The sequence below is a fragment of the Stenotrophomonas sp. 704A1 genome, assembly GCF_030549525.1.
Classification (GTDB): domain Bacteria; phylum Pseudomonadota; class Gammaproteobacteria; order Xanthomonadales; family Xanthomonadaceae; genus Stenotrophomonas; species Stenotrophomonas tuberculopleuritidis.
On the sequence record NZ_CP130831.1, the window covers coordinates 4,168,483 to 4,195,266 of the forward strand.

Genomic DNA, 26,784 nt, shown 5'->3' on the forward strand with positions numbered 1-26,784 from the left:
GGGTACCGGCGGCTTCCCGCGGAAAGCGCTGAATTCACCCTGTTTCAGCAATGTTTCACATCCAAGTTGTTGATTTTGAATGCTTTTGAAGTGCGGCTATTTTTTGACCAACCCGAGTGTGAGGCCGTCGCCATCGGCCTCATGCGGCGCCATGACCCGCTAACGCACAGACTTATCCACAGAAGATGTGGATAAGACTGAATCTCCAATAGACACCGATATTTAGGTGACATTTATGATTCGCGGACGGCGCATGCACGCCGGTGCAGGCGGCCATCCGCCCGCGCATGGGCCGTTACACTGACCCGATGCTCGCCCCCGACTCCGGCCCCGTCCCGACCCTGCAGGTTGCCCTGCCCGTGCCGCTGCCACGCCTGTTCGACTACCTGCCGCCGGACGGGATCGCGCCGGCCGAGGCGGTCGGCTGCCGGCTGAAGGTGCCGTTCGGCAACCGCGAACTGATCGGCCTGGTCGCCGCCCATGGCCAGGCCGACGCCAGCCCCGGCCTACGCCAGGCCCTGGCATGGTGCGACCCGGCGCCGCTGCTGCAGGGCGAGCTCTGGCAGAGCCTGCAGTGGCTGGCCCGCTACACCCATTCACCGCTGGGTGAAGTGGTGAACACCGCCCTGCCCGGCCCGCTGCGGCACGGCGAGGCCCTGCTCGACACCCATCACTGGGGCTGGCAGCTGACCGCCGCCGGACAGGCCCAGCGCGCAACGCTGCGCGCGGGCACCCGCCCGCGGCAACTGGCCGAGCTGCTGGGCGAGGCCGTGGTCGACGAAGACGTGCTGGGCGCGCGCATGGAGGACTGGCGCACCGCCGCCCGCAGCCTGGCCAAGCGCGGGCTGGCCGAGCGCGTAGCCCTGAGCGTGGCGCCGCAGCATGCGCAGCCGCTGCCCGGCCCCACCCTCAACGCGGAACAGGCCGAGGCCGTGGCCGCGATCACCGCCGCCGACGGCTTCCATGCCTTCCTGCTGGACGGCGTGACCGGCAGCGGCAAGACCGAGGTCTACCTGCAGGCCATCATCCACTGTCTGGCGCAGGGCCGGCAGGCGCTTGTGCTGGTGCCGGAAATCGGCCTGACCCCGCAGACCCTGGCGCGCTTCCGTGGCCGCCTCGGCATCGCGGTGCATGCACTGCATTCGGGCCTGAACGACAACGAACGCGCGCGCGTCTGGGCTGCGGCCTCGCGCGGCGAAGCGCGGGTGATCGTCGGCACCCGCTCGGCGGTATTCACCCCGCTGCCGCAGGCCGGCCTGCTGATCGTCGACGAGGAGCACGACGGCAGCTACAAGCAGCAGGACGGCATCCGCTACCACGCGCGCGACTTCGCGCTGGTGCGGGCCAAGGCGCTGGGCATCCCGGTGCTGCTGGGCAGTGCCACACCGTCGCTGGAAACCCTGCACAACGCCCATGCCGGCCGCTACAGCCACCTGCGCCTGAAGCAGCGCGCCGGCGAGGCACGGCCACCGCGGGTGCGCATCCTCGATGTGCGCAAGCGGCCGCTGCACGATGGCCTCTCGGCCGATGTGCTGGCCGGTATCGGCGAACACCTGCAGCGTGGCCAGCAGGTGCTGGTGTTCAAGAACCGCCGCGGCTATGCGCCGGTGCTGCTGTGCCACGACTGCGGCTGGACCGCACCGTGCCATCGGTGCGATGCGCCGATGACCGTGCACGGTGGAGGGCGTCGCCTGCAGTGCCACCACTGTGGCGCGCGGCAGCCGGCGCCGCTGGCCTGCCCGGCCTGCGGCAGCCTGGCATTGCAGCCGCAGGGCATCGGTACCGAACGCCTGGAGGAACACCTGGTCAGCGCCTTCGCCGATTACCCGGTGGTGCGCATCGACCGCGGCACCACCTCACGCCGGGACGCGCTGGAGCAACAGCTCGCCAAGCTCGGCGACCAGCCCGGCATCCTGGTCGGCACGCAGATCCTGGCCAAGGGCCACGACCTGCCCAAGCTGACCCTGGTGGTGGTGGTCGGGATCGACGAAGGGCTGTTTTCGGCCGACTTCCGTGCCAGCGAGAAACTGGCGCAGCAGCTGATCCAGGTGGCCGGGCGTGCCGGCCGCGCACGCGATCCCGGCGAGGTCTGGCTGCAGACCCACCACCCGGGCCATCCGCTGCTGGAAACGCTGGTGAACGGTGGCTACCACCCGTTCGCGCAGGCTGAACTCAACCAGCGCCAGGCCGCCGGCTTCCCTCCCTTCGCGCATCTGGCACTGATGCGCGCCGAGGCGCAGCAGGTCGAACATGCCAATGCGTTTCTGCTGGCAGCGCGGCGCCTGATCGGCGAACAGACCGGAGTGGAGGCCTACGGACCGATGCCGGCACCGATGCCACGCCGTGCCGGTTACCAGCGCACGCAGCTGCTGCTGTCGGCGGCCCAGCGGCCGCCACTGCATGGCGTGCTGGCGCAGCTGGTGCCGCCGCTGTACGCGCTGCCGGAAGCCCGCAAGGTGCGCTGGTCGCTGGATGTGGACCCGACGGATCTGTATTGAGGGTGCTGCCACATCCGCCGGGCATGGCCCGGCGCTACCTTCGTGGACACCGTTGGGTCGTGTCGGGCGTGCTCCACGCCATCCCCGGCCCCAACGCTTACGTCATCGGGGACATCACGCCGCGCTGGTACGCCGGGCGCTCGCGCAGGCGCGCATACCAGTCGGCCAGGTGCGGCAGATCGGGCCGCTGTATCGGCAGTTCGAACCAGGCGTAGATCAGCGACCCCAGTGCGATGTCGCCCATCGCGAACTGCTTGCCCGACAACCAGGGCTGGGTGGCCAGGGTCGCATCGGGCAGGGCGAGGAAATCGCCGGCACGGACGATGGCCGCATTGATGCGCGCCTCATCGCGGTCGGCCGGCGCGGTGCGCATGATGCCCCAGATCAGTTCGGAGTACAGCGGCGCCATCCGCGAGGTGCTCCAGTCCATCCACTTCTCGGCCTGGGCGCGTTCCATCGGATCCTCGGCATACAGCGTGCCAAGCGCGTAGCGCGCGCTCAGGTAGCGCACGATGGTGTTCGATTCCCACAGCGGCAGGCCGTGGTCCTCGATCACCGGCACCAGCCCGTTCGGGTTCATCGCCACGTACTCCGGCGACTGCGTGCCGCCGTGGCTGCCCCCGACTTCAATGGATTCGTACGGCAGCCCGATCTCTTCGGCGCACCACAGCACCTTGCGGACGTTGCTGGAATTGCGACGGCCCCAGATCTTCAACATGCGGAGTTCCTTGCCTGCAGCGGTGCGCCACGCCGGCGCGGAGACGCTACGATACGCTCATCCACAGGGAGAGACGACGTGACTGCATGGGATGCCGTGAACTACGTTCTGCTGGCAGCAGGCCTGGTGATGCTGGTGGTGGGCTACCGGCGATCCAGCCGCAACCTGCTGCTGTGCGCCGGCCTGTTGCTGCTGGCCTTCAATGGCGTGGAGGATTTCGCCGCCGGCTTTGCCGACGGCTACGCACATTCCACTGCGCGGGAGATCTGACCGGCGGCATGGATTCGCCGGGCATGGCCCGGCACTACCGGTTCTTCTTCGGCAGCGCGCGCACGTAGGACGACTTGCCGTCCTTCTTCAGTTCGAACAGGCCGATCGCCGCCAGCAGGTCGCTGAGCTTGCCGTAGCCATAGTTGCGCGGATCGAACGAGGCCTGGTTGCCGATCTGGCTGCCGACCGGCCCCAGGTGCGACCAGCCATCCTCGCCTTCGGCCGATGACACCGCACGTCGCAGCATCTTCACCAGCCGCGTATCGCTGCGCATTTCCGCGCCGCTCTTGCGCGGGCGGGCATCGTCGCTGGCAACGGGCTCGTTCGACGCCTGCTCGCTCGATGCCTGCTCGACATCCGGCACGCTGGCGTGGGTCTGCCCCAGCGCTTCCAGGTAGGTGAACTTGGAACAGGCGTTGACGAACGGCTCGGGCGTCTTCTTTTCGCCGAAGCCATACACCTTCACGCCATCGGTCAGCAGGCGCATCACCATCGGCGTAAAGTCGGCATCGCTGGACACGATCGCGAAGCCGTCCAGGTTGCGCGCGTACAGCAGGTCCATCGCATCGATCACCATCGCCATGTCCGAGGCGTTCTTGCCCTTGCTGTAGGCGAACTGCTGGATCGGGCGGATCGCATACTCGTGCAGCACCGCTTCCCAGCCTTTCAGGCGCGGGCTCTTCCAGTTGCCATAGGCGCGGCGGACATTGGCCACGCCGTAGCGCGCCACCTCTGCCAGCACTTCATCGATCTTCGAGGCCGGCGCATTGTCGGCGTCGATCAGCAGGGCGATGCGCTTTTCCGGTTCGCTCATGGGTTCCTCGCGGGCGATAGGCTGAACCCGAGTATCTCCCATCGGCACCGGCGCTGACGTGACAAGGTGCTGGCGTGCGAAGATGCGAAACGGTTCCCCACGCCCCCCTGGAGTGAGTCGATGAGTCGCGATCGCGTTCCCCACCTGGTCATCGTCGGCGGCGGTTTCGCCGGCCTCTGGGCCACCCGCGCCCTGGCCCGCGAGCGCATACGCATTACCCTGGTCGACCGCCGCAACCATCACCTGTTCCAGCCGCTGCTGTACCAGGTGGCCACCGCCGGCCTGTCGGCGCCGGACATCGCCGCGCCACTGCGGCACATCCTTGGCCACCAGCGCAACGTGGAAGTGCGCCTGGGCGAGGTGGTGGCGATCGACAAGCAGGCCCGGCAGGTACGCATGGCCGATGGCAGTGCACTGGACTACGACACGCTGCTGCTGGCCACCGGCGCCACCCATGCCTATTTCGGCCATGACGAATGGGCCGACGATGCGCCCGGCCTGAAGACGCTGGACGATGCCATCGCCCTGCGCCGCAAGCTGCTGCTGGCCTTCGAGCGTGCCGAGGCCGAACCGGATCCAGCGAAGAAGGCCGCATGGCTGAGCTTCGCCGTGGTCGGCGGCGGCCCCACCGGTGTGGAGCTGGCCGGCACCTTGGCCGAGATCGCACGGCACACCCTGCGCAACGAGTTCCGTCACATCGATCCGGCCAGCGCCAAGGTGCGCCTAGTGGAAGCCGGCCCGCGCGTGCTGTCGACCTTCCCCGAGGTGCTCTCGCTGAAGGCACGCCGGCAGCTGGAGAAGCTGGGTGTGGAAGTGCTGACCGGTACGCCGGTAAGCCACATCGACGGCCAGGGGTTCCAGCTGGGCAACCAGTTCGTGGCGGCGCGTACCGTGGTCTGGGCCGCCGGCGTGGCGGCTTCGCCGCTGGCGCGCACGCTGCAGGTGCCGCTGGATCGCGCCGGCCGCGTGCAGGTGCAACCCGACCTGACCCTGCCCGATCACCCGGAGCTGTTCGTGGCCGGCGATCTGGCCGCATTGAACCAGGCCAACGGCAAGCCGGTGCCCGGTGTGGCGCCTGCGGCCAAGCAGATGGGCAAGTACGTGGCCGAGGTGATCCGCGCGCGCCTGCGCGGCAAGCCTGCCCCCGGCCCTTTCAGGTACGCCGACTACGGCAACCTGGCCACCATCGGCCGCATGGCCGCGATCGTGCACCTGGGCCGGCTGCAGCTGTCGGGCATCCTGGCCTGGTGGTTCTGGCTGGCCGCGCACGTGTTCTTCCTGATCGGCTTCCGCAACCGCATCGTGGTGCTGCTGAACTGGGCGGTGGCGTACTGGAGCTACCAGCGCAGCGCGCGCATCATCTTCGGTGACGACCAGGAAGACCGACGGCCGGGACGCTAGGGCCGAAGACGGACACGGGTTATCTCTCTGGGAGCAGATCCACGCCATGCGTGGATGAATGTCTGTGCAGGCCGCATGGAACTCAGCCACGCATGGCGTGGCTCTACTGCTTCATCGGGCCGTCGGGCACCCGCCGCTTCGACCATGCGCGGCAGAAATCCTCCTTTCTCGCGGTATCGGCAATCTGCGCCGCGCTCCAATGTCGGGTAATCCAGATCGTCAATGCGGTACTGCTGAGATGCCAGCGCAGCATGCCCTGCTGCGGTTGCCGCCACAGGTGGCGTCGAGCAATCCAGAAGGCCTCCCGTTCCACGTCAGGCACCTTCTTCATCACGTCCTTGTCGAAGAACCGCGCGGCGAATCGCCAGGGATTCATCGGCGGGTATCCCGGCCGTGGTTCACTGCTGCACGCAGCCACACCACTGGGCGCACGGTCTGCGGGCTTCGGCCGGCCCTCCACCAGCGCCAGCCCGAGCAGGTACAGCAGGCCCGGCAGCAGCGCGATACCGGCGACCAGTACGACGACGGAGATCCATGCTGTGCCAGCGGCACGCATCGCTCTACGGTGCCTTCGGCTTCGGGTACCACAGCGCATTGACGATGACCCAGCGCTGGTCGAATCGGCCCATGTGGAAATAATCGACGAACCACGGGGTTTCCAGCCGCACCGAGGCCGCGTTGCCGGTCACGTCCAGCACCGTGCAGCGGCGGTCCCATTGCGCCTTGGGGGTTTTCAACGCCCCCTGCTTCGTCAATGCCACCAGCTCTTCCTTCGACATGCGGCGCAGGCCCAGGCGCTCGTCGGGCGTATCGCCCAGCACCGCGCGCTTGGCCAGATCCGGGTGCAGGGAGCGGGCGACGCGCTGCGGGTCGGCCTCCAGCTGGCCATCCACATAGTCATGGCAAGTGGCTTCGATGGCCGCGATCGTGGCCGGGTCGGCGGCGGGGCTTGTTGATGCGGAGAGAGCGAACAGCAGGGCAATCGTGGACATCAGGGTCTCCTGCGCGGGGCACGGGGCGATCATGGCATGGCAGGCGTGCCCATCCACGCCTGGCGTGGGTCTACAGGACGGCCTCGGCCGGGGCCTGCAGCCAGGCCAGCTTGCGTTCGCGCGGCTGCTGCTTGAGCTGCCACTCGGCACGGGAGGCGGCCGCGCGGTCCGGGTACTCACGCACGGCCAGCACCCGCAGCGGCGGCCGGGCCCGTGTGTAGCGCGCGCCCTTGCCGGCCTGATGGGCAGCAAAGCGGGCCTGCACGTCGGTGCTGATGCCGGCGTAATAGCTGCCGTCCCGGCATTCGAGCAGGTACAGGAACCACGGGCGGAGGGACGGGGCCATGCCCGGATTATGCCGTGCTGCACTGCAGCGGATATACTGGCGCCCGAATGCAGGAGAGAGGCGCCGCGCTGGCGCCCGCCGAAGGCGCAGGCTCCCATGATCGCTCAGGCCGGTGGGCTGGAATCCCACCAACCATGCATTCGACTCGCCGAGCTGGAGAGAGGTCACCGGGCATGCCCGGGACGATCCGCCGAAGGGGCACGCGGCCTACGCCGCTGAACTCTCAGGCAAAAGGACAGCGGGAGCGGCACCGGTCATCGTCATCCCGTCAGTGCGCAGGCAGTGGCGGTAGTCGCGCATGGCCGGCCCCACCGCGCCCGGAGCCTGTCCCATGCTGCTGTCCATCATCTACCTGATCGCCATTTCCGCCGAAGCCATGACCGGCGCGCTGTCCGCCGGCCGCCGCCGCATGGACCTGTTCGGCGTGGTCATGATCGCCTGCGTCACCGCCCTCGGCGGCGGTTCGCTGCGCGACATCCTGCTCGGCCACTATCCGCTGGGCTGGGTCAAGCATCCGGAATACCTCGGTTTCACCGTGTGCGCCGCGCTGATCGCCACCTGGGTGGCACGCTGGATGCACCACTTCCGCCGTACCTTCCTGGTGCTGGACGGGCTGGGCCTGATCGCCTTCACCCTGATCGGCTGCTCGATCGCGCGCGAGGCTGGCCACGCGCTGCCGATCGTGCTGATCGCCGGCATGCTGACCGGCGCGTTCGGCGGTGTACTGCGCGACATCCTCTGCAACGAGGTACCGCTGATCTTCCAGAAGGAGCTGTACGCGATCATCTCGTTGCTGACCGGCGCGGTGTATCTGCTGTTGCTGCATTGGGGCGTGGCCGATGCCACGGCGATTCTGTGCTGCCTGGGCGGCGGCTTCGCGCTGCGCCTGCTGGCCATCCACTACCGTTGGGAAATGCCGAAGTTCGTGTACCACGACGAAGTGCATTGAGCCGCTTCGTAGCGTCGAGCCATGCTCGACTGTTCCTGGCAGACGCAGTCGAGCATGGCTCGACTCTACAAAACGGGTCGAGCACGTTCGACGCATTGCAGAACATGACCATGGTCATGCGGCAGTGGCCGGGGTGATTGGCTACCATTGTCGCCCCGTCGCACGCGCGACGGCATCCAGCCACGCCGCGCCCGCGGCCCCGCCAGACACCCCCCCCCCCCCGCCGCCCGTGGCACCGCCGTGCCGACGGGCCCGATGTCCCTGCCCGTGCAGGGCGCAGGATGCCGCATGTCTGTCGCCGAAAATTCCCGCTTCCGTCGCGCCCGCCCGTTGCTGGCGATGGCCGGCCTCGCCCTTGTTGCCGGCCTGGCCGCGTGGCTGTGGCCGCGCGCCGAGGTAGCCAGCAACGAGGAAGGGGGCGGCAGAACGGTGCCGGTGCGCATCGCCCGGGCCAGCGCCGAGCCGCTGGTGCTGCGGCTGAAGGCGGTCGGCACGGTCACCCCGCTGCACAGCGTGGTGGTGCGCAGCCGCGTGGATGGCGAACTGCTACGCCTGCACTTCCAGGAAGGCCAGCAGGTCAAGGCCGGGGACCTGCTCGCGCAGATCGACCCGCGCCCCTACGAAGTGAAGCTGGCACAGGCCCAGGGCACCCAGCAGCAGAACCTGGCCGAGCTGGAGAACGCCGAGCGTCAACTGCAGCGCTATCGCGAACTGCAGAAGCAGAACTATGTATCCGCACAGGAGCTGAGCGACCAGCAGAGCAAGGTGCGCCAGCTGCAGGGCCGCCGTCTCAGCGACCAGGCCTCGGTGGACGAGGCGCGCCTGCAGCTGCAGTACACCCGCATCACCGCGCCGGTCAGCGGCCGCGTCGGCCTGCGCCGCCTCGATGTCGGCAACCTGGTGCACGCCAGCGATACCGAAGGCCTGGTGACCCTGGCGCAGACCGCGCCGATCAGCGTGCTGTTCACCGTGCCCGAACCGGACCTGCCGGCCCTGCTCGATGCCGTGCAGGCGCAGCCGGGGCTGGCGGTGCAAGCCTGGGACCGCAGTGAGGGCCGTGCACTGGCGCAGGGCACGCTGTCCAGCGTCGACAACCGCATCGATACCGCGACCGGCACGCTGAAGCTGCGCGCGCAGTTCGACAACCCGGACCGCGCACTGTTCCCGAACCAGTTCGTCAACGTGCGCCTGCAACTGGGCGAGCAACCGGCACTGCTGATTCCCGATGCCGCCGTGCAGTTCGGCAGCCAGGGCAACTACGTGCACATCGTCGACAAGGACAACAGGGCGCAGCGCCGCACTGTGGTGCTGGGGCCTGCCGATGATGGACGCGTGGCCGTGCGCTCCGGCCTGCAGGCGGGCGACCAGGTGGTGATTGAAGGCATCGACGGACTGGAGGACGGCACCGCGGTGGAGATCATCACCGAGGAGGCCGCAACCAGGGCTGGCGCATGAATCTCTCGCGCGCGTTCATCCTGCGCCCGGTCGCAACGACTCTCCTGATGGTGGCGCTGCTGCTGTCCGGTGCACTGGCGTACCGGCTGCTGCCGGTGGCCGCACTGCCACAGGTCGACTACCCGATCATCCAGATCAGCACGCTGTATCCGGGGGCCAGCCCGGAGTTGACCACGCGCACCATCACCGCGCCGCTGGAACGCCAGCTCGGGCAGATTCCCGGCCTGAAGCAGCTGTCGTCCACCAGTTCCGGTGGGGCCTCGGTGATCACCCTGCAGTTCGGCCTGGACGTGTCGCTGGGCGTGGCCGAGCAGGACGTGCAGGCGGCGATCAACGCGGCCGGCAGCTTCCTTCCCGCCGACCTGCCGGTTCCGCCGGTGTACCGGAAGGTCAATCCAGCCGACACGCCGATCCTGACCCTGGCGGTGACCTCGCAGGGCCTGTCGCTGCCGCAGGTGCACAACCTGGTCGACACCCGCATCGCCCAGCGCCTGGCGCAGTTGCCCGGCGTCGGCCTGGTCAGCCTGGCCGGTGGCCAGCGCCCGGCCGTGCGCATCCAGGTGAACCCGGCTGCACTGGCTGCCAACAACCTGGGCATGGACCACATCCGCACCGCGATCGCGGCGGCCAACGTCAATCTGCCCAAGGGCAGCTTCGACGGTCCGATCCGCGCGGTGATGCTCGATGCCAATGACCAGATGCGCAGCGTGGAGGAGTACCGCGCCCTGGTGCTGGCCTGGCGCGACGGCGCTCCGCTGCGGCTGGGCGACGTGGCCACCATCACCGATGGCGCCGAGAACCGCCAGCTGGCCGCCTGGAGCGGCACCACGCCAGCGGTGCTGGTGAACCTCCAGCGCCAGCCCGGCGCCAATGTGATCGCCGTGGTCGAACAGGTGCGTGCGCTGCTGCCGCAGCTGCAGGCCACGCTGCCGGCCGGTGTGCAGATGACCGTGCTGAGCGACCGCACCGAATCGATCCGCGCCTCGGTGCGCGGCGTGCAGAAGGAACTGGTGCTGGCCATCGGCCTGGTGGTGCTGGTGACCTGGGTGTTCCTGCGCAACCTGCGGGCCACGCTGATCCCCAGCGTTGCCGTGCCGCTGTCATTGGTCGGTACGTTCGCGGTGATGCTGCTGGTGGGGTACTCGCTCAACAATCTCACGCTGATGGCGCTGACCATCGCCACCGGCTTCGTGGTGGACGATGCCATCGTGATGCTGGAGAACATCGCCCGCCACCTGGAAGACGGCGAGTCCCCGCGCGACGCCGCGCTGAAAGGCGCCAGCGAGATCGGCTTCACCCTGGTATCGCTGACCGTGTCACTGATCGCGGTGCTGATCCCGCTGCTGTTCATGGCCGACCTGGTCGGGGCGCTGTTCCATGAGTTCGCGGTGACGCTGGCGGTGGCCATCGGCATCTCGCTGCTGGTGTCGCTGACGTTGACGCCGATGCTGTGCGCGCGGTTCCTGAAGCCGCATGCGAAGACCGCGCACGCGCCGGATGTCTTCGACCGCATCATCGCCGTCTACGACCGCCAGCTGCAGTGGGTGCTGCAGCGCCAGCCGCTGATGCTGCTGGCCACCGTCGCCACGCTGGCGCTGACCGTGGCGCTATACCTCGCCGTGCCCAAGGGCTTCTTCCCGGTGCAGGACGCCGGCCTGGTGCAGGGCATCAGCGAAGCACCGCAGGCGATCTCGTTCCAGGCCATGCGCGAGCGCCAGCAGGCACTGGCGGCGGCCATTGAAGCCGACGAGGCGGTGGCCAGCGTGTCGTCCTACATCGGCGTGGACGGCAACAACGCCACCCTCAACACCGGCCGCCTGCTGATCGAGCTGAAGCCACATGGCGACCGCGACGGCGCGGCCGTGGTGATGGAACGGTTGCAGCAGCGCGTATCGAAGATTCCCGGCATCACCCTGTACCTGCAGCCGGTGCAGGAGCTGGGCATCGAAGACCGCATCAGCCGCACCCAGTACCAGTTCACCCTGACCACGCCGGAACAGCAGACGCTGGAAACCTGGACGCCGAAGCTGTTGCAGGCCCTGCGCCAGCAGCCGGCGCTGCGCGATGTGGCCAGCGACCTGCAGATGCAGGGCCGGCAGGCGCGGGTCAGCATCGACCGTGATGCGGCCGCAAGGCTGGGCGTCAGCGTGGAAGCCGTGGCCGATGCGCTGTACGACGCCTACGGTCAGCGGCAGAGCTCCACCATCTTCACCCAGGCCAGCCAGTACCGCGTGGTGCTGGAGGCCGATCCGTCGCGGCAGCCGGGGCCTGATGCGATCAGCGGCCTGCGCGTGCGCAGCAGCGCCGGACAGACCGTGCCGTTGGGCGCGGTGGCGCGAGTGACACTGGGACCGGCGGCACTGCTGCGCAACCATGTCGGCCAGTTCCCGGCGGCCACGCTGTCGTTCAATCTGGCAACGGGCGCGTCGCTGGGCGAAGCCATCGACGCCGTCCAGGCCGCGCGCACGCAGGTCGCCCTGCCCGACAGCATCGAACTGCGCCTGCAGGGCGCGGCGGCGGCGTTCAGCAGCTCGCTGTCGTCCACGCTCTGGTTGATCCTGGCGGCGGTGGTGGTGATGTACATCGTGCTGGGCGTGCTCTATGAGAGCTTCATCCACCCCATCACCATCCTCTCCACCCTGCCCTCGGCCACGGTGGGTGCGCTGGCCGCCGTGTGGCTCAGCGGTCGCAGCCTGGACCTGATCGCGGTGATCGGCATCGTGCTGCTGATCGGCCTGGTGAAGAAGAACGCGATCATGATGATCGACTTCGCACTGGATGCGCAGCGCAGCCGCGGCATGGCACCACGCGAGGCCATCCATCAGGCCGCACTGCTGCGCTTCCGGCCGATCCTGATGACCACGCTGGCCGCGCTGTTCGGCGCGGTGCCGCTGATGCTCGCCAGCGGCTCCGGCGCTGAACTGCGGCAGCCGCTGGGCTGGGTGATGGTCGGTGGCCTGCTGGTCAGCCAGGTGCTGACCCTGTTCACCACGCCGGTGATCTACCTGGCGTTCGACCGCCTGCAGCGCCGCCGCGGCGCTGCGCCGTCCGCGCCTGACGAGGCACGCGCGTGAGCCCTGTCGCCCGCGTGGTGCAGGCGTGCGTGCAGCGCCCGGTAGCCACCGTGCTGCTGGCCGTGGCACTGGTGCTGGCCGGCCTGCTGGCACTGCGCCTGCTGCCGGTGGCGCCGCTGCCGCAGGTCGACTATCCGGCCATCGAGGTCAGCGCCAGCCTGCCCGGCGCCTCGCCTGAATCGATGGCGGCCACGGTCGCCACGCCACTGGAGCGCGCGCTGGGCAGCCTGCCCGGCATCTCGCGCATCGATTCGGCCAGCACCCAGGGGCAGACCGAGATCGAACTGAAGTTCGTGCTCGGACGCGATATCGACGAGGCTGCGCGTGAAGTGCAGGCGGCGATCAACCTGGCCCGCGGCCAGTTGCCCAGCGGCATGCCGGGCATGCCGGACTACCGCAAGGTGAATCCTTCGCAGGCACCGATCCTGGCCCTGGCGCTGACCTCGGATACGCTGTCGCCCGGCCAGCTGTACGACCTGGGTTCTACCGTGCTGGCGCAGAAGCTGTCGCAGGTGCCGGGCGTCGGTGAGGTGCAGGTGGGCGGCAGCGCCTTGCCCGCGGTGCGCGTGTCACTGGATCCCAACGCGTTGAACCACGCCGGGCTGGCGCTGGAGGATGTGGCACAGGCGATCGACCGTGCCAATGCGGTGCGCCCCCTGGGTGCGGTCGGCGATGCCCGCCAGCAGTGGCAGCTGGAGGCGCCGCTGCAGCTGCGCCAGGCCGCACAGTACCGCGCGCTGGCGCTGAAGATCAGCGGCGATCACATGCTGCGGCTGGGCGATGTCGCTGCCGTGGCCGATGGTGTGGAAGACCGTTACGCCAGCGGCTTCCACAATGAACGCCCGGCGGTGCTGTTGATTGTCAGCCGCCAGCCCGGTGCCAACATCATCGCCACGGTCGACGCGATCCAGGCACAGCTGCCGCAACTGCATGCGCTGCTGCCGGCCAACGTCGACATGCGCCTGGTGATGGACCGTTCGCCGGTGATCCGGGCCACGCTGCACGAGGCGGAGATCACCCTGCTGCTGGCCATCGCACTGGTGGTGCTGGTGGTACTCGGCTTCCTCGGCCACTGGCGCGCCGCGCTGGTGCCCAGCGTGGCGATCCCGGTGGTGCTGTTCGGCACGCTGGCGTTGATCGCGTTGCTGGGGTTCTCTCTCAACACGCTCTCGCTGATGGCGTTGATCGTCGCCGCGGTGCTGGTGGTGGACGATGCCATCGTGGTGCTGGAGAACATTGCACGGCACCGCGAACGGGGCGCCGACCGCTGGCAGGCAGCGGTACGCGGTGCCTCGGAAGTGGGCGCCACCCTGCTGTCGATGAACCTGGCACTGGCGGTGGTGTTCGTCTCGATCCTGTTCCTGGACGATTTCGTGCAGCGGCTGTTCCGCGAGTTCTCTCTGACCCTGATCGCCGCGATGGCGGTATCGGTACTGGTGGCGCTGAGCCTCGTGCCGATGCTGTGCGCACGGCTGCTGGTGGACGATGCGCAACGGCCGTCGCGCTGGCAACGCGGCAGCACGGCACTGTTCGAACGCGTGCGCGGTGCCTACCTGCGCACCCTGCAGGCCAGCCTGCGGCATCTTGGTTGGCCGCTGCTGGCCTTCGCGGCGGTGATCGCGCTCAATGCCTGGCTGTTCCAGCAGGTTCCCAAGGGCATCGTGCCGCAGCAGGATACCGCGCAGCTGCGCGGCTTCGCCCGCGGCGACGACGGCCTGTCCTTCCAGGCGATGCAGCCGAAGATCGACGCCTATCGCAGGCTCCTGCTGTCCGACCCGGCCATCGAGGACATCATCGGGTACATCGGCGGCAGCAACGGCGTCAACAACGCCTTCATCATGATCAAGATGAAGCCGCTGGCCGAGCGCAGGGTCTCCAGCCAGCAGGTGATCGACCGCCTGCGCGCGCGCCTGCCCAAGCTGCCCGGCGGCAATCTCTATCTGTGGGTGGACCAGGACATCCGCCTGGAAGGCGCGGGCAGCAGCGGCAAGTACGAGTTCCAGCTGCTGTCGGCCGAAACCGCGCCGCTGCGCCAGTGGGCGCCGAAGGTGGCCGCCGCACTGCGCGGGCTGCCCGAGCTGGTGGACGTGGAAGCACAGGGCGAAGCGGGCATGCGCCAGGTGGTGCTGGACATCGACCGCGAGGCGGCCGCCCGCCATGGCGTGGACCTGCGCACGGTCGCCAACATGCTCAACAACTCCTTCAGCCAGCGCCAGGTCGCCACCCTGTACGACAGCCTCAACCAGTACCGCGTGGTGATGGAACTGGATCCAAAGCACACCCAGGACCCGGGCACGCTGTCGCGGCTGCAGGTGGTCGATGGCACGGGCCAGCGCATTCCGTTGTCGAGCATCGCCAGCTGGCGCTACGGCATGGCACCGGACCGCGTCTACCACAGCGAGCAGTTCGCCTCGATCTGGATCGAGTTCGCGCTGGCGCCAGGCGTGGGCCTGGAGCAGGCCACGCAGGCCATCAACGCAGCGATGGCACAGCTGATGCTGCCGCGCACGGTGCAGGCAAAGCTGTCCGGTGAAGCCGGTGGCCTGGACAGCCTGCGCGCGCGCCAGCTGTGGCTGGTGCTGGGCGCGACGCTGGCGGTCTACCTGGTGCTGGGCATCCTCTACGAGAGCTTCCTGCAGCCGCTGGTGATCCTGTCCACGCTGCCCTCGGCCGGCGTCGGCGCGCTGCTGGCGCTGTGGCTGTTCGGCAACGAACTGAACCTGATCGCCCTGCTCGGCCTGTTCCTGCTGGTGGGGGTGGTGATGAAGAACACCATCCTGCTGGTGGATTTCGCACTGGCCGGCGAGCGGCGCGGGCTGAGCGCGCAGGATTCAGTGATGGAAGCCGCGCGGTTGCGCCTGCGGCCGATCCTGATGACCTCGCTGGCGGCGCTGCTGGGCACGCTGCCGCTGATGCTGGCCAATGGCGAGGGCTGGGAACTGCGGCAGCCGCTGGGCATCGCGATCGTGGGCGGATTGCTGGTCAGCCAGTGGCTGACGCTGTACACGACCCCAGCGATGTATCTGGCGTTGGCGAGGATCCGGGCGAAACAGACCCTGTAGCGTCGAGCCATGCTCGACTGGGATCGGCGGTCAGTGCCGCACGACGAAGCCGCCAGACCGACCGCTGGAGGGCGCCTGCAGCTCCTCATTGAATGCCGCTTTGATGGCCGTGATGGCAGCGTCCCGGTTCATGCCCTGGCGGGTCATCAGCGCGTCGGCCACGTGCTGGGCAACATCGGCGAGGATCCGGCCCCAGGCACGTTCTTCCTGGATGTCGGGACGATCCTCGTACCGCCCCACCTTCAACGAAGCATGCAGCCCGCGCTCGGCGATCCACACCCGGATCATCTCGACGGACGATTCGTCGCGTCGTGCAGCGTCAGGGATGAGCAGTTCATTCATGGCGGCAGCCGCGGGACAGGTTGCCGCATTGTGGCGCACATCCACGCGTGGCGTGGATCTACTGCGTCAGTCGAGCATGGCTACTGCGTCAGTCGAGCATGGCTACTGCGTCAGTCGAGCAAGGCTATCGCGTCAGTCGAGCATGGCTCGACTCTACAAAAAAAGGTATCACCACCCCGGCGATGGACCTGGCGCTGTCGTACTTGCGCAGCGCCAGGCGCATCGCCGGTGCGGACGGGCCGGCCTCCAACTCCGACCGACCCTGATCGCGGCCGCACCCCCGCAGGCGCTGGCCGCCATCCACACACGTGCCGCACTCAAGCCGCTTCAGACACCTTTACTTCACGACGGGCGCGCACGGCAGCGGCCAGGCGCTCCAGCACCGTCACCGTGGTATCCCAGTCGATGCAGCCATCGGTGATGCTCTGGCCGTAGACCAGCGGCTGGCCTTCGACCAGTTCCTGGCGGCCGCCGACCAGATGGCTCTCCACCATCACGCCGACGATGCGCTGTTCGCCCTCTTCCAGCTGGGTAGCGATGTCCTCGATCACCTTGGGCTGGTTGTCCGGATTCTTCAGGCTGTTGGCGTGGCTGGCATCGATCATCAGCCGCGTCGGCAGCTTGGCCTTGGCCAGCGCCTGGCAGGCCTCGCCCACGCTGGCGGCATCGTAGTTCGGCTGCTTGCCGCCGCGCAGGATCACATGGCAATCCGGGTTGCCGGTGGTGGACACGATGGCGGTGCCGCCCTGCTTGGTCACCGACAGGAAGTGGTGCGGGTTGGACGCTGCGCCCACTGCATCGGCGGCGATCTTGACGTTGCCGTCGGTGCCGTTCTTGAAGCCGACCGGGCAGGAAAGGCCCGAGGCCAGTTCGCGATGCACCTGGCTCTCGGTGGTACGCGCACCGATCGCGCCCCAGGCCACCAGATCGGCGATGTACTGCGGCGAGATCACGTCGAGGAACTCGACACCGGCCGGCAGGCCGAGCTTGTTGATGTCGCGCAGCAGGCCGCGGGCAATGCGCAGGCCCTTGTCGATCCTGAAGCTGCCATCCAGGTCCGGGTCGTTGATCAGGCCCTTCCAGCCGACCGTTGTACGCGGCTTTTCGAAGTACACGCGCATGACGATTTCCAGTTCGCCGGCCAGCGCGTCGCGCAGGGGCTTCAGGCGCTGGGCGTATTCGATGGCCGCGTGCGGATCGTGGATCGAGCACGGGCCCACCACCACCGCCAGGCGGTCATCGCGGCCGTGCAGGATTTCGTGCAGGGCCGCGCGCGAGGCGCTGACGGTGTCGGAGGCTTCGTCATCGCACGGCAGCATCGCCAGCAGCTGGGCAGGCGGTGTCAGCGGTTCGATGGTGCGGATACGCAGGTCGTCGGTGTGCGGGGGCATTGCGGGGGTTCTCCGGAACGTTGGGGGTCCCCAGCGTGGCGACATGAAAAAAGCCGCCAGGTTCGCTGGCGGCTTTCGGGAATGCGTCTGAAGGTTTCTTCAGGGTGAGCGCAGTCCTTCCTCCGCCAGAGGCTTCGGAAAGTAATACCAATAAAAGCTGGCGTGGGCTGCGTTCATGGGATGTATTGATAACACAGGGTTTTGGCGGGTGCCAACTGTTTCATTCGCAACTGCGGGCGCGGTTCAGGGCCCGGCGATGCGCTAGCGCTTGCCGTGCACTTCCACGTCCAGCAGCAGCGCCTCGTGGATGTCGACCCAGCGCTCGACCACGCGGTCCAGTTCCTTGCGGGCCTCGTCCAGCTGCTCGGGGTTGAGCAGCGAACGGGCGGTGTAGAGATCGGAAACCAGCTGCCGCAGGGTTGTTTCCAGAATGGCCACCGACGGCCCCTGCAGCCCCGGCAACTGCAGCGCCGGGCTGTCGCCAAGGGTTCCGTACAGCGTCACCTGGAGCTTGCTCTGCATGATCGACTTCCCTGCGGGTGGATACGGCCGAGCACCATCTTTACCCGGAACCGATGACACCCGCATGTGCCATCCCCCGCGCGGGCACGCTGCGGGTTCCATTGCACGGCGGCGCCAGGGACGCGGTAGGATCGCGCCACGTCCCTCCGGGTACCACGCCATGCGCCGTGTCGTCCTGCTGTTGCTGACGCTGTTGCCGATGGTGGCGCTGTCCGCACCGCCGCCCCTGCCGACACCGGCCCGTATCGACGCCGAGGCGCAGCGCCTGATGCAGGCCGCGCAGGCACGCGGCATGGCGCTGGCGGTGATCGACGGTGGCCAGGTGGTGCACGTGGCCGCCTATGGCGAGCGCAACGCCGCCGGCGAGCCGCTGCGCACTGATACGGTGATGTATGCGGCATCGCTGACCAAGATGGCGTTCGGCCATCTGGTCGCGCAGCTGGCGCAGGAAAAAGTGATCGACCTGGATGCCAGCATCGCCACCTTGCTGGACAGGCCGCTGCCGGACTACCCGGTCGACACGAAGCACTACGCCGATTACAGCGTACTGGCCGGCGACCCGCGCTGGCGCCAGCTCACGCCGCGCCTGCTGCTCAATCATGGCAGCGGCTTCGCCAACTTCGCGTTTCTGGAACCGGATGGCAGGCTGAAATTCCATTTCGATCCGGGAAGCCGCTACGGGTATTCCGGCGAAGGACTGATCCTGCTGCAGTTCGTGCTCGAACGCGGGCGCCCTGGCCAGGACGTCGGCGCGCTGATGCAGCAGCGTGTGTTCGACCGCTTCGGCATGCCGCGTACCAGCATGATGTGGCGCGGGGATTTCGCCGCCAACCTGGCCGACGGCTGGACCGCCGATGGCACGCCCGAGCCGCATGACGAGCGCAGCCGGGTGCGGGCCGCCGGCTCGATGGATACCACCATCGCGGACATGGCCAACTTCGCTGCAGGCTATGTGCGCGGCGACGGCCTTTCAGCGGCCATGCGACAGGAACTGGTGCGTCCGCAGCTGCCGATCACCACCGCCAGCCAGTTCCCGACACTGCAGCCGGCGCTGCCGGTGGCGCAGCGGCACCGGGAACTGGCGGCAGCGCTGGGGGTGGTCGCCTTCCGCGGCCCTCAGGGCCCGGGCTTCTACAAGGGCGGCCACGATGATGCGGTGGGCAATACGCTGGTGTGCATCGAGCGGGGACAGCGCTGCATGGTGATTCTGGGCAATGACGTACGTGCGGAAGCCACGTTTCCGGCCCTGGTGGCATTCGTGCTGGGCCGGACCGGCGTGCCGTGGCCGTGGGAATACGGGGCGAAGAAGGTGTTCGTGCGCTGACGGCATCCAGGCAGCCGGGCAGACAAAAAAAACCCCGCCATACGGCGGGGTTTTTCATTGCGGGGCGAACGCGGGGACTTAGAAGTCCATGCCGCCCATGCCACCCATGCCGCCCATGCCACCGGCGCCACCCATGGCCGGCTCGTCCTTCTTCGGAGCTTCGGCAACCATGGCTTCGGTGGTGATCATCAGGCCAGCGATCGAAGCTGCGTTCTGCAGCGCCGAACGGGTCACCTTGGTCGGGTCCAGGATGCCGAACTGCAGCATGTCACCGAACTCGCCGGTGGCGGCGTTGTAGCCGAAGCTGCCGGTGCCTTCCTTGACCTTGTTGACGATGACCGACGGCTCTTCGCCGGCGTTGGCGACGATCTCGCGCAGCGGGGCTTCCATCGCGCGCAGGGCGATCTGGATGCCGTGGTTCTGGTCTTCGTTGGCACCCTTCAGGCCAGCCAGCGCCGACACTGCACGGACCAGGGCCACGCCGCCGCCCGGGACCACGCCTTCCTCAACGGCCGCACGGGTCGCGTGCAGGGCGTCGTCAACGCGGTCCTTCTTTTCCTTCATTTCGATTTCGGTCGAGGCACCGACCTTGATCACGGCAACGCCGCCGGCCAGCTTGGCCACGCGTTCCTGCAGCTTCTCGCGGTCGTAATCCGAGGAGGTGTCCTGGATCTGGGTCTTGATCTGCGCAACGCGCGAATCGACCGCAGCCTTGTCACCCACGCCATCGATGATGGTGGTGTTTTCCTTGGAGACCTGCACCTTCTTGGCGCGGCCCAGATCCTTGATGGTGGCCTTCTCCAGCGACAGGCCCACTTCTTCGGAGATCACGGTGCCGCCGGTCAGCACGGCCATGTCTTCCAGCATCGCCTTGCGACGGTCGCCGAAGCCCGGAGCCTTGACGGCCACGACCTTGACGATGCCACGGATGGTGTTGACCACCAGGGTCGCCAGCGCTTCGCCTTCGACTTCCTCGGCCACGATCAGCAGCGGCTTGCCGGCCTTGGCGACGCCTTCCAGCACCGGCAGCAGGTCACGGACGTTGGAGATCTTCTTGTCGTGCAGCAGGATGAACGGGTCATCCAGGTCAGCGGTCTGCGACTGCTGGTTGTTGATGAAGTACGGGGACAGGTAGCCGCGGTCGAACTGCATGCCCTTGACCACGTCCAGCTCGTTGTCCAGGCCCGAGCCTTCTTCAACGGTGATCACGCCTTCCTTGCCGACTTCCTTCATCGCATCGGCGATGATCTGGCCGATCGACTCGTCCGAGTTGGCCGAGATGGTGCCGACCTGGGCGATCGCCTTGTCGTCGGCGGTCGGCTTGGAGATGCTCTTCAGCTCGTTGACGGCGGCCACGACGGCCTTGTCGATACCGCGCTTGAGGTCCATCGGGTTCATGCCGGCGGCAACGGCCTTGGCACCTTCGCGGATCAGGGCCTGGGCCAGCACGGTGGCGGTGGTGGTGCCGTCGCCGGCGTCGTCGTTGGTGCGGGAAGCGACTTCCTTCACCATCTGCGCGCCCATGTTCTCGAACTTGTCAGCCAGTTCGATTTCCTTGGCGACGGAGACGCCGTCCTTGGTGATGGTCGGAGCGCCGAAGCTCTTCTCGAGCACGACGTTGCGGCCCTTCGGGCCCAGGGTGGCCTTGACGGCATTGGCGAGAACGTTGACGCCGCGCACCATGCGCGAACGGGCGTCTTCACCGAAACGAATATCCTTGGCAGCCATTGCGATTACCTCGTTGATTGCGCCGGGCCGGGCCCGGCGACGAAAGGGGATGTCTTACTGGGAAGCAGGTTGCGCCGACGCTCAGCCGATGACGGCGAGCACGTCGTCTTCGCGCAGGACCTTGTATTCGACGCCTTCGCTCTTGTACGAGCTGCCGGCGTACTGGCCGTAGATGACCTTGTCACCGACCTTCAGCGACGGGGCGCGCACGGTGCCGTTGTCCAGCGGCTTGCCCGGGCCCACGGCCACGACTTCACCCTTGGTGGACTTTTCCTTGGCCGAGTCCGGGATCACGATGCCACCGGCGGAGATTTCGTCGGCTTCGATCGGCTTGACCACAACGCGGTCGTGCAGCGGCTTGATGCTCATGTGAGACCCTCTTAAGTTATTGATTGGTCTAAAAAAGTCCGGCGATGTTAGCACTCACACCAGGTGACTGCCAGCAACGCGCGTGAAAAAGCCCGACAGGTCGGGAGCAGGACAGAGATGGAGACCCGCACAGGCCTTTCAAGGCCGCCCCGGGAAAAATTTTCAGCCCGCCGCCCTGCTCCCTGCCGGTCCGGCCAGGACAGGCGAGCGTGTCCTGCCGATGTCCCCTCCAGGGCCGCAGTGCGACACCGGCGTGTCCGCTCACGTCAATTTGGTGACCCACGTCGCACTGTCAGATATCTGGCGTTCATTTACGACAAAGTGTCACGGGTTCGGCCTTACGGTGGGCCGGCATTCCCAATCACAAGGAGTTGTCGATGCGATTGCTGTCCCCGCTCGCCGCCGCCTGCCTGCTGGCGCTGGTCGCCGCGCCGGCCCAGGCCGAGGTCTTCATCAACGAACTGCACTACGACGACAGCACCGCCGCCGGCGATGTCGGCGAAGCCATTGAAGTGGTCGCCACCGCCGGCGAGGACCTGTCCGGCTACCGGCTCTATCTGTACAACGGCAGCACCCCGTCGGCCGCCACCGTCTACGCCAACAACGCCGTGCCCGCCGGCACCGCGGCCGGCTGCGGCAGCGCCACCCTGGCGGTGGTCAGCTACCCGACCAACGGCCTGCAGAACGGCGCCAACGACGGCATCGCGCTGGTCGATGCGAGCGGCAAGGTGATCCAGTTCCTCAGCTATGAAGGCGCGATCACCGCCTCCGGCGGCCCGGCCGCCGGCATGACCAGCCAGAACATCCCGGTTGCCGAAAGCAACAGCACCGCAGCCGGCACGTCGCTGCAGCTGACCGGCAGCGGCAGCCAGTACACGCACTTCACCTGGGCCGAATCGGCGAAGCAGACCTTCGGCAGCTGCAACAACGGCCAGACCTTCAGTGGCGGCGGTACCCCCGGCCCGAACACACCTCCGTCGGTGTCCACCACCACCCCGGCGCAGGGCAGCAGCACCTTCCCCGCCGCCGCCGACCTGGAAGTGGTGTTCAGCGAGACTGTCAGCCTGGCCAGCGGCGCCTTTGCGCTCACCTGCGGCAGCTCGGGCAGCGTCCCGCTGACCTGGCCGGCAAGCGGCAAGAGCGTGAAGCTCTCCACCAACACCGCGCTGGTGGCCGGCGAAGCGTGCCGCTTCGACATCCGCGCCGCACGCATCACCGACGCGCAGGGCGCCCACCCGGCGGCCGACAGCCGCATCGCCTTCACCGTGGCCACCACGACCGGCAATCCGGACCCGGGCAACCCGGGCGGCCCGGCCGGGTACTACTCCAGGGTCAACACCTCCAGCGCCAGCCAGCTGCGCTGCTCGCTGCATGAAACCATCAAAGGGCACACCGCCTACCCGTACAGCGGCTCGGGCACCAGCACCTGGACCATCCTGGAGATCGCCGACGAGGATCCCAACAACAGCGGCAGGATCCTGGATGCCTACCGCAACCGCAGCTACACCAAGGTGACCGACCGCGCCGGCAGCGGCGGCGGCCTGAAGTACAACCGCGAGCACACCTGGCCGAACTCGCTGGGCTTTGCCAGCACCACCGGCGACAAGGGCCTGCCGTACGCCCCGTACACCGACACCCACATGCTGTACCTGACCGACGCGCAGTGGAACGCAGACCGCGGCAACAAGCCGTTCGGCAAGTGCGACGCCAACTGCGGCGAGCGTGCCACCGAGGCCAACAACGGCCAGGGCGGCGGCAGTGGCGGCTACCCCGGCAATTCCAACTGGGTGCGCACGCCGGACGGCAACACCGGGACCTTCGAGGTGTGGGGCCATCGCAAGGGCGACATGGCGCGTGCGGTGATGTACATGGCCATCCGCTACGAAGGCGGCAAGGATGCGGCCACCGGCCAGTCCGAACCGGACCTGGAGCTGACCGACGACCGCAGCAGGATCGTCAAGACCAGCAGTTCGCCGGCCTACATGGGCCTGCTGTCGACCCTGATCGACTGGCACCTGTCCGATCCGCCGGATGCCGCCGAACGTGCGCGTAATGACGTGATCTACTCGTTCCAGGGCAACCGCAACCCGTTCATCGACCACCCCGAGTGGGCCACCCCCGGCCTGTTCACTTCGGCCAAACCGGCGACCTGCCAGCTGGCCAACTGACCGCGCAACGCTGCGGTCCACCGCCGCCGCCGGGCCTTGCCCCGGCGGCGGCCCTATACTCGGCGGTCATGTCGACCGTCGATCCCGTCCTGCTTCTGCTGACCACCTGCCCCGAGCGGGCCAGCGCCGAGCGCATCGCGCACGCGCTGGTCGCCGAGCGCCTGGCGGCCTGCGTGACCCGCCTGGACGGCGCGCAGTCGACCTACCGCTGGCAAGGCGAGGTCACCACCGATGCCGAGCTGCAGCTGCTGGTGAAAACCACCGCACGCCGCGTCGATGAAGCCATCGCCCGGATCGTCGAACTGCATCCGTATGAACTCCCGGAGTGCATCGCGGTCGAAACCCGGGCCGGCCTGCCGGCGTATCTGGATTGGATCCGGGCACAGACCCGGGAGGACACTGATTGAAGACTCTGTTTGCGCGTGGCGCCGCCTTGTGCGCCCTGTTGTGGCTTTCGCTGCCGGCCTTCGCGCTGGATGAGAAGGATCTGCTGCCGGTGGACCAGGCATTCGCGCTGACCGCGACCGCCCCCGACCGTGGCCAGATCCAGCTGCAGTTCAAGATCGCGCCCGGCTATTACCTTTACCGCCATCGCACCAGCGTCAAGGCCGACCCGGCCTTCAATGCCGGTGCGTTGCAGTTGCCGAACGGCAAGAAGCACCACGACGACTTCTTCGGCGAGGTCGAGACCTATCGCGAGCGCCTGCAGGCCACCCTGCCGGGCGCGCCGACCGAAGCGGCCGGCACCCTCAGCCTGGAGGTGCGCTACCAGGGCTGCGCGGATGCCGGTGTCTGCTACCCGCCGCAGAAGCGCGTGGTGCAGGTCACCCTGCCCGGCGGCGGCGGCGCGGCGGCGGCGGTTCCGACCGCGCGCGCGAGCGCGGCCAGCCCCTTCAACAACCCGCTGGCCGGCGCAGGCAGCAGCGGCGGGCTGCGCCTGCCTGGCGCCAGCAACAGCCAGGCGCTGCCGCTGCCGTCGGAACAGGCCTTCGGCTTCGACGCCATCGCCAGCGATGGCAATACGCTGCTGCTGCGCTTCAGCCCGGCACCGGGCTACTACCTGTATCGCGACCGCACCTCGCTGAAGCTGGAGGGCGGCGCCGGCGTGCTGGCCGACAAGCCGCGCTGGCCCGCCGCGCAGTCGCATCGCGACGAACACTTCGGTGACGTCTCGGTGTACTTCTCGCAGGTGGAAGTGCCGGTGCCGCTGCGCCGCAGCCGCGCCGACGCGGTCGACAGCACCCTGGTGGTGACCTTCCAGGGCTGCCAGACCGATGGCATCTGCTATCCGCCGATGACCCGGCGGGTGAAGCTGGCGATCCCGGCCGGCAAGGTCAGCGCCAGCGCCGACGCGCCGGCACCGCGCGACGATGTCATCCGCACCGTGCCGGCCGCGGCCGGCACGGGTACCCGCGAAGGTGCCAACGGGACCCCGCTGCGCCTGTTGCCGACCGTCCCCAATGCCGCACCGGCACTGGCGGCACCGGCGAGCGGCGACAGCGCGGGCTTCGCCGCCGATGCCCAGCAGGACAACGCACTTCGCACCAAGCCTCCGACCAGCGTGGCGAAGACCGACATGTCGCTGCTGTGGGTGCTGCTGCTGGCGCTGGGTGGCGGCCTGGTCCTGAACCTGATGCCGTGCGTGCTGCCGATCCTGTCGCTGAAGGTGCTGAGCCTTGCGCAGAGCGGCGAAAGCGCCGAGCGCGCCCGCAGCCATGCCATGTGGTACACGCTGGGCGTGCTGGTCGCGTTCGCGGTGATCGGCGCGCTGATGGTCGGGCTGCGCATGCTCGGCAACGCGGTCGGCATCGGCTTCCAGCTGCAGCATCCGGGCGTGGTGGCGGCGTTGGCCTACATCATGTTCGCGGTGGGACTGAGCCTGTCCGGCGTGTTCACCATGGGCGGCGGCATCGGCAACTTCGGCCAGTCGCTGGCGCGGCGCAGTGGCCCGGCCGGTGACTTCTTCACCGGCGTGCTGGCCTGCGTGGTCGGCAGTGCATGCGTGGGTCCGTTCTTCGGCCCGGCCGTGGCCTATGCCTTCGTTGCTCCGCCGGTCGCGGCCATGCTGGTGTTCCTGTTCCTCGGCCTCGGCCTGGCGCTGCCATTCCTGCTGATCGGTTTCGTGCCGGCACTGGCGCGGCGCCTGCCCAAGCCGGGCCCCTGGATGGAAACCCTGAAGCACGTGCTGGCATTCCCGATGTACGCCGCCGCGCTGTGGCTGCTGTGGGTGCTGGGCAAGCAGCGCGGCGTGGACGGCATGGCGCTGGCGCTGGGCGGCCTGCTGCTGCTCACCGGCGGCCTGTGGCTGTTCGAGCGCAGCCGCTGGCGCAGCCAGCGTGCGGCCGGCCTGCTGGGCGTGCTGCTGGCGCTTGCCGCGCTGGTGCCGGTGTGGGCGGTGACCCAGCTGGCGCCGCCGGCGCGCGCTGCGCAGGCGACCAGCGACAACGTGGTCGACTATTCGCCGCAGATGCTGGACCGCCTGCGCGCCGACAACCGCGTGGTGTTCGTCAACATGACCGCCGACTGGTGCGTGAGCTGCAAGGCCAACGAGCGCGCGGTCCTGTCGCGCCCCGAGTTCAAGGAACTGCTCAAGCGCACCAACGCGGTGTACATGCGCGGCGACTACACCAATGTCGACCCGCAGATCACCGCGTTCCTGGACGAGCACAAGGCGGTAGGCGTGCCGCTGTACGTGGTGTACGGCCCCGGCGCACCGCCGGCCGTGCTGCCGACCCTGCTGACCCAGGCGGTGGTCGAAGAAGCGCTGCTGCGCACGGCCCGATGAAATGGCAGCGGCCAGCGTTGCTGTGGACAGCGGTGCTGGCCGCCGGCCTCGGGCTGTGGGCCGGCCACCGGCTGACGCCCGCGCCCGAGGTGCCGCCGTCCTCTCCCGCGCCGGCGGCAGCACCGGCGCTGCCGGTGCTGCGTCCCGGTGACGCGTTGCCGGCGCTGGTGCTGCCCGGTATCGACGGCCACGCGCTGGATGTCCGCCAGCGTTTCGCAGGGCGGCCGCTGCTGGTGAATGTATGGGCCAGCTGGTGCGGCCCGTGCATCGATGAGATGCCCGAACTGGCGCGCTTCGCCGAAGGCCAGGGTGCGCAGGGGGTGCAGGTGCTGGGGTTGGCGCTGGATACCCCGGAGGACGTGCAGGCCTTCGTGCAGCGGGTACCGGTGGGCTACCCGATCGTGATCGAGACCCCGGGGCCACGCGATGCCAGCGTACAGCTGGGCAATACGCAGGGCCTGCTGCCCTACAGCGTGCTGTTCGATGCGCAGGGGCGGCTGGTGAAAGCGAAGCTTGGGCCGTTCGCCCACGGCGAGATCGAAGACTGGGCGAAGTGAGGGTCTGGCAGGGATTCGC

22 protein-coding genes and 2 riboswitches are annotated in these 26,784 nt (G+C 68.2%); of the genes, 12 read left to right on the forward strand and 10 right to left on the reverse strand.

Going from position 1 to position 26,784, the window contains the following annotated elements:
• The first annotated feature begins 308 nt into the window (after nucleotides 1–308).
• Entirely contained in the window at nucleotides 309–2,498 is a 2,190-nt protein-coding gene (locus Q5Z10_RS19045) for a primosomal protein N' (RefSeq protein ID WP_303639229.1), read from the forward strand.
• A 97-nt stretch (nucleotides 2,499–2,595) separates the two neighbouring features.
• Here the strand turns inward: Q5Z10_RS19045 and Q5Z10_RS19050 are convergent, their stop codons facing one another.
• Nucleotides 2,596–3,216: a glutathione S-transferase family protein gene (locus Q5Z10_RS19050; RefSeq protein ID WP_303636915.1), complete on the reverse strand. Its 621-nt coding sequence runs from the start codon at nucleotides 3,214–3,216 to the stop codon at nucleotides 2,596–2,598.
• Between the two features lie 96 nt (nucleotides 3,217–3,312).
• Between Q5Z10_RS19050 and Q5Z10_RS19055 the strand changes: the two genes are divergently transcribed.
• Nucleotides 3,313–3,486, forward strand: a complete 174-nt coding sequence (locus Q5Z10_RS19055) for a hypothetical protein (protein WP_303636916.1) — start codon at nucleotides 3,313–3,315, stop codon at nucleotides 3,484–3,486.
• Nucleotides 3,487–3,520: 34 nt separating this feature from the next.
• Here the strand turns inward: Q5Z10_RS19055 and Q5Z10_RS19060 are convergent, their stop codons facing one another.
• Nucleotides 3,521–4,300, reverse strand: a complete 780-nt coding sequence (locus Q5Z10_RS19060) for an NYN domain-containing protein (RefSeq protein ID WP_303636917.1) — start codon at nucleotides 4,298–4,300, stop codon at nucleotides 3,521–3,523.
• A 120-nt stretch (nucleotides 4,301–4,420) separates the two neighbouring features.
• Between Q5Z10_RS19060 and Q5Z10_RS19065 the strand changes: the two genes are divergently transcribed.
• Complete coding sequence (locus Q5Z10_RS19065) at nucleotides 4,421–5,701, forward strand: NAD(P)/FAD-dependent oxidoreductase (protein WP_303636918.1); 1,281 nt, start codon at nucleotides 4,421–4,423, stop codon at nucleotides 5,699–5,701.
• Nucleotides 5,702–5,804: 103 nt separating this feature from the next.
• Here Q5Z10_RS19065 and Q5Z10_RS19070 read toward each other — a convergent pair whose 3' ends face one another.
• The 3 genes from Q5Z10_RS19070 to Q5Z10_RS19080 form a co-directional block, all read right to left on the reverse strand.
• Entirely contained in the window at nucleotides 5,805–6,257 is a 453-nt protein-coding gene (locus Q5Z10_RS19070; RefSeq protein ID WP_303636919.1) for a hypothetical protein, read from the reverse strand.
• A 4-nt stretch (nucleotides 6,258–6,261) separates the two neighbouring features.
• On the reverse strand, nucleotides 6,262–6,693 hold the full coding sequence (locus Q5Z10_RS19075; RefSeq protein ID WP_303636920.1) for a nuclear transport factor 2 family protein: 432 nt from the start codon (nucleotides 6,691–6,693) through the stop codon (nucleotides 6,262–6,264).
• A gap of 70 nt (nucleotides 6,694–6,763) precedes the next feature.
• Nucleotides 6,764–7,039 carry a GIY-YIG nuclease family protein gene (locus Q5Z10_RS19080; protein WP_303636921.1) on the reverse strand — a complete coding sequence of 92 codons (276 nt, stop codon included), beginning with the start codon at nucleotides 7,037–7,039 and terminating at the stop codon, nucleotides 6,764–6,766.
• Nucleotides 7,040–7,079: 40 nt separating this feature from the next.
• Nucleotides 7,080–7,169: riboswitch (glycine riboswitch) on the forward strand.
• A gap of 13 nt (nucleotides 7,170–7,182) precedes the next feature.
• A riboswitch (glycine riboswitch) is annotated at nucleotides 7,183–7,288 on the forward strand.
• An 82-nt stretch (nucleotides 7,289–7,370) separates the two neighbouring features.
• Between Q5Z10_RS19080 and Q5Z10_RS19085 the strand changes: the two genes are divergently transcribed.
• From Q5Z10_RS19085 to Q5Z10_RS19100, 4 genes are all read left to right on the forward strand, one after another.
• Complete coding sequence (locus Q5Z10_RS19085; protein WP_191077352.1) at nucleotides 7,371–7,988, forward strand: trimeric intracellular cation channel family protein; 618 nt, start codon at nucleotides 7,371–7,373, stop codon at nucleotides 7,986–7,988.
• Between the two features lie 288 nt (nucleotides 7,989–8,276).
• On the forward strand, nucleotides 8,277–9,443 hold the full coding sequence (locus Q5Z10_RS19090; RefSeq protein ID WP_303636922.1) for an MdtA/MuxA family multidrug efflux RND transporter periplasmic adaptor subunit: 1,167 nt from the start codon (nucleotides 8,277–8,279) through the stop codon (nucleotides 9,441–9,443).
• Nucleotides 9,440–12,517 (forward strand): multidrug efflux RND transporter permease subunit, encoded by a 3,078-nt coding sequence (locus Q5Z10_RS19095; protein ID WP_303636923.1) that lies wholly within the window; start codon nucleotides 9,440–9,442, stop codon nucleotides 12,515–12,517. The genes Q5Z10_RS19090 and Q5Z10_RS19095 overlap by 4 nt, the downstream gene beginning before the upstream one ends.
• Entirely contained in the window at nucleotides 12,514–15,579 is a 3,066-nt protein-coding gene (locus Q5Z10_RS19100; protein ID WP_303636924.1) for an efflux RND transporter permease subunit, read from the forward strand. Before Q5Z10_RS19095 ends, Q5Z10_RS19100 begins: the two co-directional genes overlap by 4 nt.
• Before the next feature lie 30 nt (nucleotides 15,580–15,609).
• Here the strand turns inward: Q5Z10_RS19100 and Q5Z10_RS19105 are convergent, their stop codons facing one another.
• From Q5Z10_RS19105 to Q5Z10_RS19115, 3 genes are all read right to left on the reverse strand, one after another.
• Nucleotides 15,610–15,921, reverse strand: coding sequence for a DUF5076 domain-containing protein (locus Q5Z10_RS19105; RefSeq protein ID WP_303636925.1), 312 nt, complete (start codon nucleotides 15,919–15,921; stop codon nucleotides 15,610–15,612).
• A gap of 317 nt (nucleotides 15,922–16,238) precedes the next feature.
• Nucleotides 16,239–17,312: a 3-deoxy-7-phosphoheptulonate synthase gene (locus Q5Z10_RS19110; protein WP_303636926.1), complete on the reverse strand. Its 1,074-nt coding sequence runs from the start codon at nucleotides 17,310–17,312 to the stop codon at nucleotides 16,239–16,241.
• Between the two features lie 261 nt (nucleotides 17,313–17,573).
• Complete coding sequence (locus Q5Z10_RS19115) at nucleotides 17,574–17,834, reverse strand: hypothetical protein (protein ID WP_303636927.1); 261 nt, start codon at nucleotides 17,832–17,834, stop codon at nucleotides 17,574–17,576.
• Between the two features lie 160 nt (nucleotides 17,835–17,994).
• Between Q5Z10_RS19115 and Q5Z10_RS19120 the strand changes: the two genes are divergently transcribed.
• Nucleotides 17,995–19,158: a serine hydrolase domain-containing protein gene (locus Q5Z10_RS19120; protein WP_303636928.1), complete on the forward strand. Its 1,164-nt coding sequence runs from the start codon at nucleotides 17,995–17,997 to the stop codon at nucleotides 19,156–19,158.
• Nucleotides 19,159–19,236: 78 nt separating this feature from the next.
• Here the strand turns inward: Q5Z10_RS19120 and groL are convergent, their stop codons facing one another.
• A complete protein-coding gene (gene groL, locus Q5Z10_RS19125) occupies nucleotides 19,237–20,886 on the reverse strand; it encodes a chaperonin GroEL (protein WP_012512251.1) in 1,650 nt (549 codons plus the stop codon).
• Between the two features lie 81 nt (nucleotides 20,887–20,967).
• Nucleotides 20,968–21,255, reverse strand: coding sequence for a co-chaperone GroES (locus Q5Z10_RS19130; RefSeq protein WP_303636929.1), 288 nt, complete (start codon nucleotides 21,253–21,255; stop codon nucleotides 20,968–20,970).
• A 377-nt stretch (nucleotides 21,256–21,632) separates the two neighbouring features.
• Between Q5Z10_RS19130 and Q5Z10_RS19135 the strand changes: the two genes are divergently transcribed.
• The 4 genes from Q5Z10_RS19135 to Q5Z10_RS19150 all read left to right on the forward strand — a co-directional run bounded on the left by Q5Z10_RS19135 (nucleotide 21,633) and on the right by Q5Z10_RS19150 (nucleotide 26,765).
• On the forward strand, nucleotides 21,633–23,423 hold the full coding sequence (locus Q5Z10_RS19135; RefSeq protein ID WP_303636930.1) for an endonuclease: 1,791 nt from the start codon (nucleotides 21,633–21,635) through the stop codon (nucleotides 23,421–23,423).
• Between the two features lie 68 nt (nucleotides 23,424–23,491).
• Entirely contained in the window at nucleotides 23,492–23,830 is a 339-nt protein-coding gene (gene cutA / locus Q5Z10_RS19140; protein ID WP_303636931.1) for a divalent-cation tolerance protein CutA, read from the forward strand.
• Nucleotides 23,827–26,208, forward strand: coding sequence for a protein-disulfide reductase DsbD family protein (locus Q5Z10_RS19145; RefSeq protein WP_303636932.1), 2,382 nt, complete (start codon nucleotides 23,827–23,829; stop codon nucleotides 26,206–26,208). The genes cutA and Q5Z10_RS19145 overlap by 4 nt, the downstream gene beginning before the upstream one ends.
• Nucleotides 26,205–26,765 (forward strand): TlpA family protein disulfide reductase, encoded by a 561-nt coding sequence (locus Q5Z10_RS19150; protein ID WP_303636933.1) that lies wholly within the window; start codon nucleotides 26,205–26,207, stop codon nucleotides 26,763–26,765. The genes Q5Z10_RS19145 and Q5Z10_RS19150 overlap by 4 nt, the downstream gene beginning before the upstream one ends.
• The last annotated feature ends 19 nt before the right edge of the window (nucleotides 26,766–26,784 follow it).

Coding starts and splice junctions, on each gene's coding strand:
- Q5Z10_RS19090 (WP_303636922.1), top strand. CDS start 8,277: ATGTCTGTCGCCGAAAATTCCCGCTTCCGTCGCGCCCGCCCGTTGCTG.
- Q5Z10_RS19115 (WP_303636927.1), bottom strand. CDS start 17,834: ATGCAGAGCAAGCTCCAGGTGACGCTGTACGGAACCCTTGGCGACAGC.
- Q5Z10_RS19070 (WP_303636919.1), bottom strand. CDS start 6,257: ATGCGTGCCGCTGGCACAGCATGGATCTCCGTCGTCGTACTGGTCGCC.
- Q5Z10_RS19080 (WP_303636921.1), bottom strand. CDS start 7,039: ATGGCCCCGTCCCTCCGCCCGTGGTTCCTGTACCTGCTCGAATGCCGG.
- Q5Z10_RS19095 (WP_303636923.1), top strand. CDS start 9,440: ATGAATCTCTCGCGCGCGTTCATCCTGCGCCCGGTCGCAACGACTCTC.
- groL (WP_012512251.1), bottom strand. CDS start 20,886: ATGGCTGCCAAGGATATTCGTTTCGGTGAAGACGCCCGTTCGCGCATG.
- Q5Z10_RS19050 (WP_303636915.1), bottom strand. CDS start 3,216: ATGTTGAAGATCTGGGGCCGTCGCAATTCCAGCAACGTCCGCAAGGTG.
- Q5Z10_RS19065 (WP_303636918.1), top strand. CDS start 4,421: ATGAGTCGCGATCGCGTTCCCCACCTGGTCATCGTCGGCGGCGGTTTC.
- Q5Z10_RS19105 (WP_303636925.1), bottom strand. CDS start 15,921: ATGAATGAACTGCTCATCCCTGACGCTGCACGACGCGACGAATCGTCC.
- Q5Z10_RS19075 (WP_303636920.1), bottom strand. CDS start 6,693: ATGTCCACGATTGCCCTGCTGTTCGCTCTCTCCGCATCAACAAGCCCC.
- Q5Z10_RS19130 (WP_303636929.1), bottom strand. CDS start 21,255: ATGAGCATCAAGCCGCTGCACGACCGCGTTGTGGTCAAGCCGATCGAA.
- Q5Z10_RS19045 (WP_303639229.1), top strand. CDS start 309: ATGCTCGCCCCCGACTCCGGCCCCGTCCCGACCCTGCAGGTTGCCCTG.
- cutA (WP_303636931.1), top strand. CDS start 23,492: ATGTCGACCGTCGATCCCGTCCTGCTTCTGCTGACCACCTGCCCCGAG.
- Q5Z10_RS19110 (WP_303636926.1), bottom strand. CDS start 17,312: ATGCCCCCGCACACCGACGACCTGCGTATCCGCACCATCGAACCGCTG.
- Q5Z10_RS19150 (WP_303636933.1), top strand. CDS start 26,205: ATGAAATGGCAGCGGCCAGCGTTGCTGTGGACAGCGGTGCTGGCCGCC.
- Q5Z10_RS19085 (WP_191077352.1), top strand. CDS start 7,371: ATGCTGCTGTCCATCATCTACCTGATCGCCATTTCCGCCGAAGCCATG.
- Q5Z10_RS19060 (WP_303636917.1), bottom strand. CDS start 4,300: ATGAGCGAACCGGAAAAGCGCATCGCCCTGCTGATCGACGCCGACAAT.
- Q5Z10_RS19120 (WP_303636928.1), top strand. CDS start 17,995: ATGCGCCGTGTCGTCCTGCTGTTGCTGACGCTGTTGCCGATGGTGGCG.
- Q5Z10_RS19135 (WP_303636930.1), top strand. CDS start 21,633: ATGCGATTGCTGTCCCCGCTCGCCGCCGCCTGCCTGCTGGCGCTGGTC.